Source organism: Natrialba hulunbeirensis JCM 10989, assembly GCF_000337575.1.
Lineage (GTDB): Archaea > Halobacteriota > Halobacteria > Halobacteriales > Natrialbaceae > Natrialba > Natrialba hulunbeirensis.
This window is the reverse complement of record NZ_AOIM01000035.1, coordinates 17,805-33,703: the sequence shown is the minus strand read 5'-3', so window position 1 is coordinate 33,703 and position 15,899 is coordinate 17,805. Positions and strand designations below refer to the sequence as shown.

Below are 15,899 nucleotides of genomic sequence, written 5' to 3'. Positions count from 1 at the left end.
GTCACGGTCACGGTCATGTTGACGGCAACTGTCGCTGCGTTTCTAGAACAACAACGCCAGTACCCGCTGTATCGAAGCCGCTTCCGGCCAGGCGGAGGGCCGTCCGCATCGCACCGATCATCGCTATACTACCTCACGTTCTCGGGAGATGGAATCGGATTGGGTCTAGCCCTCGGTTTGACGGAGGAACTCGTCGAGTTCCTCTTCGATGAGCGTTGCGACGCGCTCGCTGTACCGCCAGAGCGCGGCATTGAGTCGCTCTTCGGTCTCGTCATCTATCCCATCACCACCCCGAAGAACGGAGTCTTCGGTGATGTGGGGGTGATACACGCAGACCACGCCGAGCGGGCGATCCGAACTCGTGGCCCCAGCAGTGTGAATGCCGTACTGATCCGTTCCCCAGACGCCATCGCCGCCGTGTCGTTCCAGCTGGGAATCAAACGCATCGAGACGGTGCAGTTCGTCAGCGGTGAGGATCGGTGCATCACCCTCGAACAGCTCCTCGTACGCCTTCGTCCGGGCGTTGTTCGTCCACTGCTCCAAGTGCGATCGCGCTCGGATGACGAGGTGTTGCTCAGCCGGTAACTCGACCATAGACTATGGACGGGAGCCAGCTCAATCAACGTTTGCGCCAACGGCCGGCGGCCCCATCGAACGAACCGAGTCCTCGGGCATCGTCCGGTACGATCATCCGGTTCCCGCTCCGGCAATCCCCAGAACGAGTATCCCAGAGAGGGCAAACACCAGTCTCTACCCGAGCGCTATCCGAACAGGAATTTCGGCGGGCGCTCACTCGAACTTCTCGAGTAGCCGGTCGTAGAACTGGGGCTCCGACACGGTCTCGGTGCCGCCGTTTGCGCGCACCGAATCATCAGTCCCAGCCTCGGTCGCTAGCTTCTCGACGATCAGTTCCGGCGTCGAGCGCGCGAGATGGTTCTTCACCGGCGAGCGGTTCACCTCGAGTTCTCCCTCGACCAGTCCGACGGCCTCGATGCCGTCGACGGTCACCGCGAAGCCGGCCATCTCGCGGATCTCGTCCGCCAGGTGGGAGACGAAGACCGCCGTCGCGCCGTTTTCGTGCAAGGCTTCCAGAATCCCGGCGATGATCTTCGCCGACGCGCCCGGTTCGGTGATGCTCTCGAGTTCGTCGACGAGCACGAGCGAGCCTTCACCACCCTGTGCGAGGTCGGCGAACTCGCGAACAGTGGACTCGAACGCGCCGGCGTCGAGGGTGCCCTGGGTCTTCGCGTGGTAGTGTAAGTCGTCGAAGCGCCGCAGTTGCGCGCGCTCGGCGGGGACGGGCAGCCCCATGTGGGCGAGGACGACGACGCTCGCGGTGAGGTCGAGCAGCGAGGTCTTCCCGCCGCTGTTGACCCCCGAGAGGAGTGCGACACCAGCGACCTCGTAGTCGACGGGGTCGATGGCCTCGAGTGGTTCGTCGAGCAGGGGCGAGCGACCGGCCTCGATGGTGAAGCCGGTGTTGGCGTTCGTGGCGGTATCACCGCCACTGCCGCCGCTACCGCCGCCGCCGTCAGCGTCCCAGACGAACTCGGGCATCGTACACCCAAAGTCCTCAGCAAAGCGGGCGATCGCGAGTTCGACATCCAACTCGAGTGCAGCCCGGACGAGTTCGCGCGCGCCGTCGCGCTGATCGGCGAGGTCGGCCGCCAGTTCGCGCTTGAGTTTGCCAGCGCGGCGCTCCTTGGCCGCGACGAGTTCCTCGCGCAGTCGAGCGGTGGCGTCCTCGTCGCGTTCGACCGGGAACGTCGGTTCGTCGCCGAAGATGCGCCGTGCGAGTTCGGCCTCGCCCGCGTCGAGGTCGAGCGAGTCGATCAGGTACTCGCGCGCGGCGGCGACGGCTGCGGCGAACTCGTCTGCGAGTTCCCGAGAGAGCAGCGAGTCGACGCCAGCGCCGCGTTCGACAAGCGAGAGGAGGTCCGAGCCCTCGATGGTCACGTCCTCCTCGCGGATCGCGTCCCGGAGGTGGTCGTTCGCGACAGTTTCTGCGGTGCCGACCGCGGCGTCTAAATCGTCAGCGGCGACCGTCAGTCGGTCGAGTTCGTCGTCGCCGGCGACGGTGCCATCCGGCTCGAGTCGCGAGAGGCCGTCCTCGAGTGCATCGAGGTCGCAGTCGACCTCATCTGCGAGGCCAGCGGTCCGGTGAACGTCGATCGCGGCGGTGATTCGATCCCGGTTTCGCGCGAAGAACGCGAGCGGGCGCTCGGGGACGATTTCGGCGGGCGTCTCGAGTGCGTCCGGTCTGACCTGGACATCGCCCTCGACGGTGACGCCGGCGAAGGATTCGTCGAGCGCGATGACGGTCGAGTAGCCGCGAGCGAGTTCGGCGAGTCCCTGGGCGTCCTCGACGACTTCGACGGAGAGTTCGGGAATTGCCTCGCGAGCCGCGGAGTAGCGCTCGGCGTCGGTCGTCGCGAGACAGCGCTCGCGGACGCGAACGTCGCCGGGCGTTCGGAGTGGTTCGACGCCCTCGAGTGCCTCGAGGATGGCGGGGTCGGCCTCGCGTGAGATAGATTCGCGCGCGAACGTCTGGACCTCCTCGATGCGCGAACGGCGCGGGCTCGGGTAGAACGTCTCGACGCGCTGGGCGGCGTAGGCCGTGACCGTACGTTCTTTGAGCAACGAGAGGACCTCGCGGTAGATCTCTCTGGCGCGGTCGGTGGCGAGGAAGCCGCCGGGGTCGTCGTGTTCGCGCCGGATTGCACCGCGTGCGATCCGGGCGGCCCGTCCCTGCGTGATGCCGGGAGCGGACGCGATCGTCGCAACGTCACCCGCGCGAAGCGCTCGCTCGGGATCGTCGAGATCCGACAGCGCCCGGGCGGTCTTCTCGCCGACACCCGGAATCGACTCGAGGTCCATGTTCTCGACGGTCGTATCCAACCGGAGCGAGAAAAAGCTCCCGCCCGACGGAGACGGTGTGGTATCACCCAGCAATGATCGTCAGGCAGTCGAATTGCGCAGTTTCAGCCCTCGAAACGGGCACAGGGCACACTGCAAGAGACGCCACGGCGCTTATCCTTCTCGGTGACTTTCGGATGTGTATGTCGCGTCGATTGGGAGCGTCCGGGACGCTCTGGGGAACTGCCGAGGTTGGGGATGAGGAACGGGAGTTGGAACGCTACCGTTCTCTCGCGCGGATGGTCGACGGTGGACTCTGTCAGTGTAACGAACAGGGGTGTATCGAACTCGTCGACGATGGCTTTCGATCGGTCACCGGCTACCCGGGTGAGGAACTCACGAACGCCCACATTTCGACAGTTTTCGACGATGCAGGTATCGCGGCGATCAACGACGTTCTCGGGTCCAATCCCGAGGACGAACCCGTCGTCGAAACCGTCGTCGATGTCCGAACCGCCAACGGGGACGACGTGTCCTGCACCGTGCGGGTTACGCAGGTCCCACCAATGGGAGAGACGCACGAAGACGAAAGAGAGGGAGAAGGAGAGAGAAAGAGTGTGCTCTGTTTCATCCGAAACTACCGTGAAACGTCTGCGGCCAGCTTGGAAACGAGCCAGAATGAAGAACAGGGCTCGGCATCGGCCGCTTCGAACACGGATCGCGCCTCGGCAGACTCCATCAGAAGCGCTCTGAACGGAGCCAACATCGGTGCAATCGTCCTCGACGAGTCCCGGACGATCAGGTGGCTCGACGAAACCGCCGAAGCGTTCCTCGATCTCGATCGCGAGTCAGTTCTCGGACAGTCAAAACGCACTGTCATCGAAGACCAGCTTGCTGACCGGGTCGTCGAACCCGCCTCGTTCGTCAGCCGAGTTAGCGATACTGTGGGCAGAAACGGGAGGAAGAACGAGGGCAAGAACCGAGGCAAAATCGGCGCTAAAGTAAGCGACAACCCACACGAAACCGAAGGTGACCGCACGGACAGCCACACAACCGATGACACAGCCGTCAGCAACTATCTCGAGTTCAAACTCGTCGACGAACACGGCGAGCGCTGGCTCGAGTGCCAGAGCAAACCGATCGAGACCGGCCCCTACGCCGGCGGTCGTGTCGAGTTCTACGACGACATCACCGACCGAAAACGTTCGGAAGGAAAGCTCAGGAAGAGCCAGGAGGCGTTCAACACCCTCGTCGACACCGTCGAGGAGTACGCAATTTTCCGACTCGACGAGAACGGCCGTATCATCAGTTGGAACGAGGGCGCACGCCAGACCAAGGGGTACGACCGGGCGGAAATCCTCGGCGAGCACTTCTCGGTGTTCTACACCGACGAGGACCGAGAAGCGAACGTTCCCGAACGGAATCTCCGGATTGCACTCGAGACGGGCTCGGTCGAGGACGAGGGGNGGTGTTCTACACCGACGAGGACCGAGAAGCGAACGTTCCCGAACGGAATCTCCGGATTGCACTCGAGACGGGCTCGGTCGAGGACGAGGGGTGGCGCGTCAGACAGGACGGATCACAGTTCTGGGCAAACGTCACGATCACACCCGTCTGGGACGACGACGGCACTCATCAGGGGTTTCTGAAGGTAACGCGCGATATGACCGACCGACGAAATCGTGAACGGGAACTCGAGACCGAGCTCCAGCGCGTTTTCAACCGGGTGTCCGACGCGCTGTACGCAGTCGATAACGAGTTTCGATTCACGCTCGTCAACGACCGTGCCGAGGAACTGCTCGGTCACCCCGAAGAGGACCTCCTCGGGGAGCGCCTCTGGGACGTCTTCCCGTCAGCCGCCGAGATCGACGACGTCTGGGATGCGTTCCATACGGCACGGGACGAACAGGTCGCAACGCACTACGAACTCTACTATCCCCGACTCGGATTCTGGGTCGAGGCCAACCTCTACCCATCCGAAACCGGTATCTCAGTCTACTTCCGGGACGTCACCGATCGAAAGCAGCGCGAGCAGGCGTTAGAGGAGTCGAAACAGCGCTACCGGACCATCGCCGAGTACTTCCCGAACGGCGTCGTCACCCTGTTCGACCACGACCTCGAGTACACCCTCGCGGCGGGCCGGGGCTTCGAGATGATCGACGAAGACCCCGCCGAGATCGAAGGCTCGAACTTCGAGGACACCTGGACGCCGGAGGTGCGAGAAACACTCGAGCCCGTGCTTCGAAGCGCACTCGAGGGCGAGAAACGATCGGTCGAACTCCGGCACGACGGCAGGGAATGGGTGCTGTACGCGGTTCCGGTAACCGACAGTGAGGGGACCGTCTTCGCCGGGATGACGATGGCCCACGACATCACCGAGCGCAAGGAGAATCAGCGCAAGCTCGAGGAGACGGTTGCGCGACTCGAGGAATCGAACCACCGCCTCGAGCAGTTCGCCTACGCGGCCTCCCACGACTTACAAGAACCCCTGCGGATGGTCTCGAGCTATCTCCAGTTGCTCGAACGGCGCTACAGCGACGCGTTCGACGAGGACGGCGAGGAGTTCCTCGAGTACGCCATCGATGGCGCGGATCGAATGCGCCGGATGATCGACGGCCTGCTCGCCTACTCCCGCGTCGAAACGCGCGGTGACCCCCTTGAGCCCGTCGACCTCGACCATATCTTCGCAAACGTCCGCGAAGACCTCCAGCTACAGATCGGTGAGACGAACGCCGAACTCACGGTGACCGAGGACGGCCTCCCTCGCGTCCAGGGCGATGCCAACCAGTTGCGACAGGTCTTCCAGAATCTGCTCGAGAACGCACTCGAGTACAGCGGCGACGAGCGCCCGCGGATACGCGTCGATGCCGAGTCTCGTGTCCGCAATCGACGCCGTGAGTGGGTGATTTCGGTCCATGATGAGGGAATCGGAATCGAGCCGTCGGATCAGGAGCGGGTGTTCGAGGTGTTCGAACGGTTGCACACCCGCGAGGAGTATCCGGGGACGGGGATCGGGCTCGCGCTCTGCCAGCGGATCGTCGAACGCCACGACGGCGAGATGTGGCTCGAGAGCGAACCGGACGAGTGGACGACGGTTTCGTTTACGATACCGGCGGCAGAGTGAGAACGACTGCGGGAGCACGACGGGGCGGTGACTGGCGCTTGCGGTCTACGGGACCGTCGTTATCCGGCGTGCGTCCCAACGACGGACATGGTACTCAAACGATTCCTCGGGTCGAAGGCGACGCGGTCGTTCACCGTCGTCTCCGTCCTCGCAGAGATGAAACGCGCGCTCGACCGTGGACACAACGCCCGCGCGATTTTGCTGCTCGCCGTCGCGGTCCTCGCCTGGAAGTGGGCCGTAATCGGGCTGGTCGCACACGGACTCGCGAGTTTGATCCGGCGCGACGAGTCGGAGCACTCGAGTTCGCAGCCGGCTTGAGTCCGGACGAGGAAGTGCCAACCTAAGCGGTCGGCCAGTTCGTAGCCGGCCCAAGAAGCGATTTCGTTCTCACCGACGAACCCGCGGACTGATCAACAGAGCTAACTGTTCGACGTGAAACGGCATGCAGTATGGAACGGTCCCTGCTGCACTCCCTCTCCCTGTTCCTCCGGAGTCCGTCGAGATTCTTCGAGGAACACGAACCTGCCACAACGCTCCCGGTCGCGATCGGCATCGTCGTCACGTTCGCGATTGCGCTCGTCCTCTCGATCTATTTCATCGCGTCGATCCTCGGCGGGACGATCGACGGGACGGTGGCAGTCGACAATCCGAATCGACCCCCAGAATGGGTGTGCGACGGTCCCGCCGGCGAGATGCACGAGACGAGCAACTGCGACGAACCGGAAACCATCGAACGCGACGGCGGCTCGCTCGTATACGAGGCGGCGACTGACTACGTCGGCTACGTGGCCGTCCTTCCGTTCGTCATGTGGCTCGTCGGCGGTCTCGTCCTGTTCGCCGCCGGCAGACTCGCGAACGGGTCGCCCTCGCTTGGGGGGACCTTCGCACTGGCGGGCTGGGCAGCCGTCCCAGAGTTCGCGCGACTGACGGCCGGCTTGCTCGCAATCGCCTACGCACTCTCGGACGAGACGATCACCCAGCTCGAGCAGGCACCGAACGTGATCGAGACTGCGCTCGGCCCCGTCGAGCCCGTCCTGGCCGTCGCCACCATCGCAACCGTGGTCTGGCAGTGGGCCCTCCTTACCGGCGGCCTCCAGCAAGATGCCGATCTGTCGCGAGCGGCCGCCGGCGTCGCAGTCGGTATCCCACTCTCGATCGTATTGCTGCTCAGTCTGGCCTAGCAGGACAGAGTGACATCCTCCTCGCCGTAAACGGAGAGGGACCGAAGGTCCCTCAGGCAGTCGGGCGTAGCCCGACGACGGCGAGGCTTCCCACGCATGGGGAATACCAGTCAGTCGTCGTCTCCAGAACTGAAGGTTCTGGCGGGCTGCACGAGACCTCCGGTCTCGTGAACGCTGGTAGAGGGTTCCGACTCTTCGTAGGCCGTGAGCGTCATCTGCGCTGGTACGCTCTGCTCACGGTGAGTCGTGGCGGTATCACAACCGCTCCCGTCCCGTGGCGAGTCATTGCGTTCCGCCTTGTCAAGCGGGACGCTCTCTCCCCACGGGTCAACCCGTCGTGCGATATTCGCGGAAGCATTGATGTCAGCCTGAAGCGTCGAAACGTGGCAATCGTCGTTCGAACACCGGAACTCGGCTTGTGAATCCCCGCCGACCAATACGGTAGCACGAGTGGCACGTCTGCGAGGTGTACGCCGGATTCACGTACTCGACCGGGATGCCTGCTTCCGTCGCCTTGTCCTCGATGCGCCTTTGGAGGCGGGCGAACGCCCACGAGTGAAGTCGACGGTTCATGTACTTCCCGTAGTCAAGACGTTCGCGGATGTATGTCAAGTCCTCCATCACCAACACCGGATTCTCGAACTGTGTGGCGTATTCGACGGCTTGCCGAGACGCCTTCTCCACGATGTCGGTAAGCGCGTTCTGGTAGTGGTTGAATCGGTCGTCAATCCGCCACTCGGATGCGTCACGCTCTTGGAGGCGTTTCAGGATGGTGTGCATCTCTTTGCGGAGATGCTTCGCTCTGCTTCCGCTACACACAAACGGGTCAGTCGGAGAACCGTCCTTGAGGGCACAGCCCGTGATGAGGGCGGTTTCTCCGATGTCTAAACCGATGTGCGTGGCGTCACCGTTTGTCGTTGGTTGTTCAACTGGGTACTCGACGGTGACGTGCAGTACCCAGCTCTTCCGGTGTTTCTGAAGCCGTATCTCGCCCGCCTTCGCGTCCTCCGATACGAGGTCGTGCCAGAGGTTTTCTTGTTCTGGGTTGATGCGGAGCGGTATCCAGAAGTTCGTTCCCCGACCGGGACGGGGAACCCACCACGTAAACTCGTAGTCGCGTTCTTCGGAGTGGTCGAACTTCGCAGCCTGATTCGTGAGCCGTATCGGGTGCTCGTCGTCCAACTCCTCGGCGTTGTACGTCTTGCGGAGTTTCGGAACGTAGTTGCAGAGGGCAGCTTTGGCCTGATACGGGAGGTCATAGGGTGTCACGATGTCGCTCACCGCCGACATGGTACTTGCCCCGGCGTTGAACGCCTCTTGCAGACCGTCACGGTAGGTTTCGAGCAGGTCGTTGAGTTTCGACTGCTTGTGGGCTGTCGGTGGGGCAAACGTCGCTTGAAGCGTCTTAGTTATCGTTGTCACTGGCGTCTAATCCCTTCTCGATTAGTTCAGCATAGGCTCGAGGATGTCGGATGCCATTATCGCGGGCATACTCTTTCACCCGTTCGTGGAGACCGCTCCCTCGCTCCATATCGATTTCAGTTCGCACAACTATTTGTACGTTATTTTGGCACTAATAACTTCCGTTCGGTATTCGGACTGCTGTAGACTGTGGGTTGGGTAGTTGAGTGACGCAATTCACGCCCGCCGTGAACGGCGGGATTCTCTCGCTGTTTAAAGATAGAACAGAGCAGAACAAAACAAAGTGGCTCTGTTGAATCCTCACTGAGTGATAGGATTCAGCGATTGTGCTGAATACAAAGCACGGGCCGTGTTTAGACGCCGATCAGTTGCCGTCTCGACCGGGATTATGTGGCGTTGAGTGAGGAAGCAGGGAGTATGCCGTCTCAACTCGCCCGCTTCACCGACCAATGCGTTGATTTGTCCCAGAACGCTGTCACTGGTGAGCCAGCACCGGCGGTCGAGAAGGGTGACGGCGGCTACGCTGACTGGGTGATCGTCTCGATTCACTGCCTTCGAGAGTACCTGAACCAGCCCTACCGCCGATTACTCGATATCCTATACGAGATGCCCGGAATCTCCGCTAAGCTCGGACTTTCTGTGGATCAGCTACCGGATTTCACTACGGTCTGCACGCGGAAACAGGATCTCAAAATGCGGATCTGGCGGGTGTTGCTGCGGTTATCTGTCTCGCTGCACGAACTCGGCGACGTTCAGGCGATTGACGCAACTGGGTTCAAACGACATCAAGCCAGCCGTCACTACGTTCTCCGCGTCGGCTACAACTTTGACGATATCAAGACGACAGCGCTCGTTGACTGCGATACTAGCGTCATCATCGATATTCACTGCTCGATGAAACAACCGCACGACACTCAGGTCGGACGGCAGGTACTGACGAGAAATCTGGCACAGCTGACCACGATCACCGCCGACAAAAGCTACGACTGGGACGCGCTCCGGCACGAACTCAGGGACGCTGGCATCCGCCCAGTGATCAAACATCGTGAGTTCTACGGACTCGACAAAGCGCACAACGCTCGCCACGACGAGAACGTCTATCATCGCCGGTCGGTCGTCGAGGCGATTTTCTTCGCCCTGAAACATCGGTTCGGCGAGACGTTGCGGGCTAGAACGTGGTTTGGCCAGTTCAGAGAGCTCGTCCTAAAGGCCGCCGTCAGAAACATCGAGCAAGCCGTGAAGCTCTGACACCACTGATCTCACACGTCTAAACAAGCCCCAAAGCACGAATGTGGCACGATCTGAGCGCCAATCTGCAAAGGATAGCGGTCGGTCAGTACAGGACAAGCAGTTACCAAGGCAGCTATTGATTTGACCGAAACATGCCAAAAGTCGCCTGTTGAATATAGAAGATGCGTTCCGCACAGCGGCTTCTTTTTTCGCGTCAACGACGAGGAACCAACTGCTCACCGACTTACTGTGCGCGTTCAATATCGATCTCTCGGGGGGTTCCTATTTTAGTATAGTCTGACGGATACGTTCTACTATTGTTTCCTCATCAGTCATTTCGACTGTTTCTCCGCCGTCCCTCATTTTTTTCTCTCGTGTCCTCATCATCGTCTTCCCCTTCTCCGAACATTTCGCCAACTTCTTCACCACCTTCTTCGACCATTTCACCCACTTCTTCACCACCTTCTTCGACCATCTCAGCTGTCTCCTCACTGCCTTCTCGGACCGTTCCGCCTACTTCATCGCCACCTTCTTCGACCATCTCAGCTGTCTCCTCACCACCTTCTTCAACCATTTCAGCTGCTTCTTCACCACTTTCTTCGACCATCTCAGCTGTCTCCTCACCGCCTTCTTTGAGCGTCTCGCCCGCCTCTTCGAGCATCTTACCCGCCTCTTCACCACTGTTTTCGGCCATCTGACCGATCTGTTTACTTCCCTCTTCGATCTGATCGCTGACCCCCTCGCTGGACTCTCTAATTCGGTTGGCGACGTTCTCCGTCGTCGCCTCCGTCTTTTCTGCTACTCTTTGACCACCCTTCTGGACCTGATCAGCCGCACCGTGGGTCATCCCCCACGTGCGACTTTTGACCGTGTCAGTGACCCTATGACTCTGATTTGAGGAGGTGTTACCCTCAGAACCGACCTTTTCGCTTACTGAACTAAACCAATCTCGGAGTACGTACCCAAGGCCAATGAGAGTGATTATATCAATTAGACGTGGACGAGAGCTCCCTTTCTCAGTAGTCTTTCTCCCCTCATCGCTGGTCGTCATTTCCCCCTCGCTTCTCCTCCGGTCTTCGTGTCTGGTCCTCCTCTCGTGTGGAGTGGTCACGTCTGGCTTACTGGACATCAAGTACTATCATCGGCTCTATAGAGAGTATTCTTCGGCCAGCAGCAGCAAGTCGAAAAATGGCGGCTAAATTGTTATTCTCCAAACAGTATGTGGCGCGTAATAGATGATATGGAGTACATACGAGAGAGAAGACTGTCCGGTCTGAACAGGGGGATTGACGTACCGCTGGTTGGCCAATTAGTGAGTACAGGGGGGCTCATGTATCGTTTCGCACCACCCTCGATGGGCCGAGTAGACGTGACCAGCAGGTTACCCACTTGGATCGATTTTGGATAGAGATAGAACTGGCAGACAGTGCAGAGGTGGTGATGGATAAGGTTCCCTGCAGCCCCTGTGTTGTTCCTTTTTGCGTTTTTCGAACACATCGTAGTCCGAACGTGTTACAGAATAAGTAGCCCGCCTGTGGCGGAATGCGTAACCGTTCCATCCGCATGTGTAGTTACCGCTCAGTACAGGGCAAAGACATACCGGGTCGGTGCCGCGTACGAAACGTGAATCTGTTCGTGACTCGGTTGCACAGTCCCGTGGAGGGTATTTACGCTCAGGGAACCACGGGTTGAATGATGGCTACAGAGGCTTCTTTCACCGTTCCATCGGACGAGTTCCCGCTGGGAACGGTGTTCAAGCAACTGCCGGATGTGTCAGTCGAACTGGAGCGGATCATCCCCGCTCGAGACGTGGTGATCCCGTACTTCTGGGTACGGGGAACGACAGTTGACGATGTCGAAGGGGCGTTCTTGGAGCACCCGGGCGTGAAGGGGATCCAGTTCATCGACTCCGTCGAAGACGAGCATCTGTTGCGCGTCGAGTGGGCGGTGGATTACGACGACGTGTTGACCACGTTGACGGAGACACAGATCGCGCTCATCGAAGCCGTCGGGACGGACGAGCAGTGGACGTTCGATATTCGTGGTGACACCCGTGGTGATATAGCCGATTTTCAATCCCGTTGTCGAGAGTTGGACATCCCGATCACGCTCACGGAGCTTCACGCGCTCACGCCTGTTGAGACGGGTACCGAGGCGGCCCTTACCGACACCCAACAAGAGGCGCTGGTGCTGGCCTACGAGCGCGGATACTTCGAATCCCCGCGCGAGGCGACGATGGAAGAAATCGGCGACGAACTCGGCATCACACAGCAGGCCGTCGCATCCAGACTCCGCCGTGGAATCAAACACATCCTCGGAAGTACGCTCTCCGACGTATCGGCTCCCTCTCGATAGAGAGTATAAAAGCGTCTTGGGTACTAAAAAAGGAGAGTAATCCGGGCAGGTCGTCTGAAAATAATGTAGTGAGCGAGAGTCCCATTCCGTTCGACACGGTGCTCGACCTGTGTGGAGATGAGCACCGTCGCATCATCCTCGCGGTACTCGCCGCAGAACAGCGTTCATTGATGGTGAATGATCTCAGGAGTACGATTCTCACCCATAATCATCATATGCCAGTTACCGACGCTTCTGAAGAGGTGCTAACGGAAATTCAGTCTTCGCTACATCACACGCACATTCCAAAGTTAGAATCGGCAGGGATTATTGAATACGATTCAGAACGTCAACTCGTAGAACCAACGGAACAGTTCGACCAACTACAGCCCCATCTATCTGCAATCCTCGGTACCGATCCGAATCTCGACGAACCAATTGAGTTGTGAGTTCGTTCAGGTGACTCTATCTGCGATATGGCGCGTGGATTACTGGTGTCTGATTGGAGGTGCGGTCAATAAGCACGTATAGTGAGCAGATAATTCACTTATTTTGGCGTGAAACAAACAAAGTCGGTGTGCTGCACTCATGCTCTGTATTCAGCAGCCATCTCTTATCATGTTCTGATTATTTCAATATATCCAATAAAAGGACTCGACTACTCGAGTACATCGTCCTCGACCAGCGGCAACGTTGCCAACTGCGCCGCCGACAGCAACACGCGATCCTTCTCCCAGCCGTGGGCAATCGACTCGACCATCCCCGCCCCGTCGGTCAACGGCACCAATCGTGCTGTCGTCCCGCGCGGATCGGACTCGAGTGCAACGAGCGCGTGAGGGAACGAGGAGACGGCGGGGACGGTGAGTTCGGTAACGCCGTCGGCCCGTTCGACGGCGGGGAAGTGGAGGTGGCCGGTGACGACGAGCGAGACATCGTGTTGGACGAGCAGTTTGACCAGCGGTTCGGGGTTGGTGAAGCCGGGAACGCTTCCCTCGACGGGGAGTTCGGCGCGGTAGCGTTCGTAGAGGTCGCCCGTCGCGGGCAGGTTGTGGTGGACGACGACGATGGACGTGTCGGGATCTGCGGCGGAGAGGGCCTCGTCGAGCCACATCAGTTGTTCCGAGTCGATGCGGCCGTCCCAGGTCTCGGCGGGTGAGCCTGGGGTCGCGGCGTGGCTGTCGAGTCCGAAGACGTCGAGGTCGCCGAACTGGACGTGAAACGGCAGTCCGTCGGGTGTATACCGGTCCTCGAACGTCCGGACGGGCAGTGACTCGTGCTCGTCGAACGTCGTCGGGAAGTCGTGGTTACCGGGGACTGCGACCGCGGGTGGCTCGAGGTCGGCGAGCTCGTCGAACAGGTCGAACTCGGGCGGCGTTCCGTTTCGCGTCAGGTCGCCGGCGACGACGACGCCGTCGAACGCGCGGTCGTTGACCGCCGACACGGCGGCCCGGAGGTGGCGTTCGGTGCGGTGAAAGACCTTCCAGGTGCCGGTCGCATCGGTTGCGAGGTGGATATCCGAAAGGATGGCGATGCGCGTCGGCTCGGCTGTAGTGGGTCGGGCGAACCGGGCGAGCAGTTGACCGGTGTGTGGGTGTGCCATCTGATCAGTGGTCGCTCAGAATGGATGTGGGGCGGAGTGGGAACGGAGCTGGGAAACCGATGCAGACCCACTCACTCGTCGTTGTAACCGTACTCCCGCTCTGGGTCCTCGACGCCTTCGGTGCGCGAGCCGACCCAGGCTCCGAGCGCGATGCCGTAGACGAGGTGGCTGGCGTGGAACAGCGCGAGTTCGTCGTTCTCGAGTCGAACGTCGAGCAGTTCCTTCAGCATGAACTGCGAGCCGAACGCCGAGAGCGCCATGCCGAAGACGCTCCCCCAGACGATGCCGCGCTGTTCGGGTTCGATCGAGCGCTCTGCGTCCTGAAGCGCGAAAATGACGCCGAAGACGGCACCGGCCTGCACGCCGTAGAGGAGGTGCAAGACGAGCCCCGCGACCGGGTGGTCGCCAGGGTCGGAGTCGTCGCGAGCCACATACTGCGTCCAGAAGTTCGCGGAGGGTGGCAGCGAACGCAAGATTGGGAGTCGAAACGCGGTCATGATGAGCGTCGCCACGAAGCCGGCCTGCAACCCGCGGACTGCTGCGGTGACAACGTGGGCTGTGCGCGAGCGATCGGTGGGCGAGGCGGACTGGACAGACTGATCCGCAGCGTCGGCCGCGTCCGCCGCTCGTGACGGGCGGGACGGCGAGCGAGGTGACAGCGATGATAACCGATCGAATACGGACATTGGGGTTCGGTGTGGTACCACGACCGGCCTCTTAACGCTCCGGCGCGCGTTTGACTGCAGGTCGGAACTGCTCGGCCCGGCCTGCCGGAACCGACAGACCATTACGTGGAATTGACCGAGTAGTCAGTGAGATCGGACGCGTGGACGACAAGACGACTGCGGACGGACAAGCAGACTACAGTTCGAGACGGCGGTACCTCATTATCGGCTCCGTCGTCGCCAGTACCTTCTTCGTTGGTTTCGGCGGCGGCGTTATCTTCCCGATCCTCCCGAACCTCGGTGAACTCCTCGGAATCTCGCCGTTTCTCGTCGGCTTCATTCTGAGTGCGAACCGGTTCTCGCGGCTCGTCGCGAACGCACCCGCCGGGAGCCTCGTCGACCGTATCGGCACCCGAACGCCGTTCATCGCCGGCCTGCTCATCCAGAGTGTCGGCACGTTCGGCTACGTCATCGCGATGATCGCGCCGCTTCCCGAAGCCTGGTTCCTCCTCGCCCGACTCGTCTGGGGGATCGGCAGCGCGCTCGTCTTCGCGACGGCCTACACCATCGCGGCCGACGTGAGCCAGGGCGGTTCCCGGGGGACCAGTATGGGACTGATTCGCGGCGGGAGCATCTTCGGCTTCCCGACGGGACTCGTCCTCGGCGGCATCGTCAGCGAGGTCGCCGGCATCAACGCCGCGTTCATTGTCGCCACGGCGTTCGCACTGGTCGCGAGCGCGATGGCTTACGCGACCGTCCCAGAGACCCACGTCGAGGGCGAGAACCGCCAGACTGTCTCCCCGTGGAACATCGACACGAGCCTGACCACCGTCACCGTCGGCCTGGTCAACTTCGCCGTCCTGTTCGCCTACATCGGCGCGCTGTTCGCGACGCTCGTGCTCTTTCTCGACGAACACGGCATCGGCGTTCTCGGCTTCAACGCGCAGGGCTCGTCGGGAATCTTCATGGCAATCACCGTGCTCGCTGCGGCCGTTTTCATGTTCATCGGCGGCTTCGTGAGCGACCGAACGGACTCACGCATCCCGACACTGCTCGTCTTCCTGATCGTCTCGTTCGTCGGCTTCATCCTCCTCGCCGGTGCGAACTCGGTCGAAACACTCACCCTCGCGTGTATCTTCATCGGCGCCGGTCAGGGTGGGACGAGCGGCCCGCTCATGGCGCTGCTCGCCGACCTCACGCCGAACGACGAGATGGGACGCGCCGCCGGAACCAACAACGTCCTCGGCGACGTCGGCGGTGGACTCGGCCCACTGATTTCGGTTCCAATCGTCGAAGTCGTCGGCTTCGCCCCGGTGTACGCCGCCTGCGCGATCATGCCACTGGTCGCCGGTGCAATCCTGCTCGGCGGCGTCTACCGTGAAACCGGCATGTTGCTCCCCGCAACGCGGCTTCGCGGTGGCATCAACGAGTCGCTCGACGATTGAGAGTGGGTCCCAACGGCCGAAACGCAGGGGCCGGCAGCACAC

Annotated in this window: 11 protein-coding genes and 2 pseudogenes; 7 read left to right on the top strand and 6 right to left on the bottom strand. The window is 60.9% G+C overall.

Features of this window, described 5'->3' with window-relative positions:
• Positions 1–165: 165 nt before the first annotated feature.
• Complete coding sequence (locus C483_RS11440; protein WP_006653517.1) at positions 166–594, bottom strand: DUF7539 family protein; 429 nt, start codon at positions 592–594, stop codon at positions 166–168.
• A 195-nt stretch (positions 595–789) separates the two neighbouring features.
• On the bottom strand, positions 790–2,877 hold the full coding sequence (locus tag C483_RS11435; protein WP_006653516.1) for a MutS-related protein: 2,088 nt from the start codon (positions 2,875–2,877) through the stop codon (positions 790–792).
• Between the two features lie 182 nt (positions 2,878–3,059).
• Between C483_RS11435 and C483_RS11430 the strand changes: the two are divergent.
• The 3 genes and pseudogenes from C483_RS11430 (at position 3,060) to C483_RS11420 (ending at position 7,161) form a co-directional block, all read left to right on the top strand.
• Positions 3,060–5,980 (top strand): annotated as a pseudogene (locus C483_RS11430) (PAS domain S-box protein).
• 87 nt (positions 5,981–6,067) lie between these two features.
• Positions 6,068–6,298 (top strand): hypothetical protein, encoded by a 231-nt coding sequence (locus C483_RS11425; RefSeq protein WP_006653515.1) that lies wholly within the window; start codon positions 6,068–6,070, stop codon positions 6,296–6,298.
• Between the two features lie 131 nt (positions 6,299–6,429).
• Positions 6,430–7,161 (top strand): Yip1 family protein, encoded by a 732-nt coding sequence (locus C483_RS11420; RefSeq protein WP_006653514.1) that lies wholly within the window; start codon positions 6,430–6,432, stop codon positions 7,159–7,161.
• A 110-nt stretch (positions 7,162–7,271) separates the two neighbouring features.
• Here the strand turns inward: C483_RS11420 and C483_RS11415 are convergent.
• A pseudogene (locus C483_RS11415) lies at positions 7,272–8,583 on the bottom strand (RNA-guided endonuclease TnpB family protein).
• Positions 8,584–9,000: 417 nt separating this feature from the next.
• Here C483_RS11415 and C483_RS11410 point away from each other — a divergent pair.
• Positions 9,001–9,831: an IS5 family transposase gene (locus tag C483_RS11410; protein ID WP_049912608.1), complete on the top strand. Its 831-nt coding sequence runs from the start codon at positions 9,001–9,003 to the stop codon at positions 9,829–9,831.
• Positions 9,832–10,141: 310 nt separating this feature from the next.
• Here the strand turns inward: C483_RS11410 and C483_RS11405 are convergent, their stop codons facing one another.
• Positions 10,142–10,864: a retinitis pigmentosa GTPase regulator-like protein gene (locus C483_RS11405; RefSeq protein WP_152419874.1), complete on the bottom strand. Its 723-nt coding sequence runs from the start codon at positions 10,862–10,864 to the stop codon at positions 10,142–10,144.
• A gap of 644 nt (positions 10,865–11,508) precedes the next feature.
• Here C483_RS11405 and C483_RS11400 point away from each other — a divergent pair.
• Both C483_RS11400 and C483_RS11395 read left to right on the top strand, forming a co-directional pair.
• Positions 11,509–12,168 (top strand): helix-turn-helix domain-containing protein, encoded by a 660-nt coding sequence (locus tag C483_RS11400; protein ID WP_006653510.1) that lies wholly within the window; start codon positions 11,509–11,511, stop codon positions 12,166–12,168.
• A 68-nt stretch (positions 12,169–12,236) separates the two neighbouring features.
• Positions 12,237–12,596 carry a DUF7344 domain-containing protein gene (locus C483_RS11395; protein WP_049912606.1) on the top strand — a complete coding sequence of 120 codons (360 nt, stop codon included), beginning with the start codon at positions 12,237–12,239 and terminating at the stop codon, positions 12,594–12,596.
• A gap of 209 nt (positions 12,597–12,805) precedes the next feature.
• Here the strand turns inward: C483_RS11395 and C483_RS11390 are convergent, their stop codons facing one another.
• Positions 12,806–13,747: a metallophosphoesterase family protein gene (locus C483_RS11390; RefSeq protein ID WP_006653508.1), complete on the bottom strand. Its 942-nt coding sequence runs from the start codon at positions 13,745–13,747 to the stop codon at positions 12,806–12,808.
• A gap of 71 nt (positions 13,748–13,818) precedes the next feature.
• Positions 13,819–14,433: a hypothetical protein gene (locus tag C483_RS11385; protein ID WP_006653507.1), complete on the bottom strand. Its 615-nt coding sequence runs from the start codon at positions 14,431–14,433 to the stop codon at positions 13,819–13,821.
• 140 nt (positions 14,434–14,573) lie between these two features.
• Here C483_RS11385 and C483_RS11380 point away from each other — a divergent pair, with 140 nt between their 5' ends.
• Positions 14,574–15,857 carry an MFS transporter gene (locus C483_RS11380; protein WP_006653506.1) on the top strand — a complete coding sequence of 428 codons (1,284 nt, stop codon included), beginning with the start codon at positions 14,574–14,576 and terminating at the stop codon, positions 15,855–15,857.
• Positions 15,858–15,899 lie beyond the last annotated feature (42 nt).

Bases quoted from the DNA above. Each gene is read 5' to 3' on its own strand.
- C483_RS11440 (WP_006653517.1), bottom strand. From the start codon at position 594: ATGGTCGAGTTACCGGCTGAGCAACACCTCGTCATCCGAGCGCGATCG.
- C483_RS11435 (WP_006653516.1), bottom strand. From the start codon at position 2,877: ATGGACCTCGAGTCGATTCCGGGTGTCGGCGAGAAGACCGCCCGGGCG.
- C483_RS11425 (WP_006653515.1), top strand. From the start codon at position 6,068: ATGGTACTCAAACGATTCCTCGGGTCGAAGGCGACGCGGTCGTTCACC.
- C483_RS11420 (WP_006653514.1), top strand. From the start codon at position 6,430: ATGGAACGGTCCCTGCTGCACTCCCTCTCCCTGTTCCTCCGGAGTCCG.
- C483_RS11410 (WP_049912608.1), top strand. From the start codon at position 9,001: ATGCCGTCTCAACTCGCCCGCTTCACCGACCAATGCGTTGATTTGTCC.
- C483_RS11405 (WP_152419874.1), bottom strand. From the start codon at position 10,864: ATGACGACCAGCGATGAGGGGAGAAAGACTACTGAGAAAGGGAGCTCT.
- C483_RS11400 (WP_006653510.1), top strand. From the start codon at position 11,509: ATGGCTACAGAGGCTTCTTTCACCGTTCCATCGGACGAGTTCCCGCTG.
- C483_RS11390 (WP_006653508.1), bottom strand. From the start codon at position 13,747: ATGGCACACCCACACACCGGTCAACTGCTCGCCCGGTTCGCCCGACCC.
- C483_RS11385 (WP_006653507.1), bottom strand. From the start codon at position 14,433: ATGTCCGTATTCGATCGGTTATCATCGCTGTCACCTCGCTCGCCGTCC.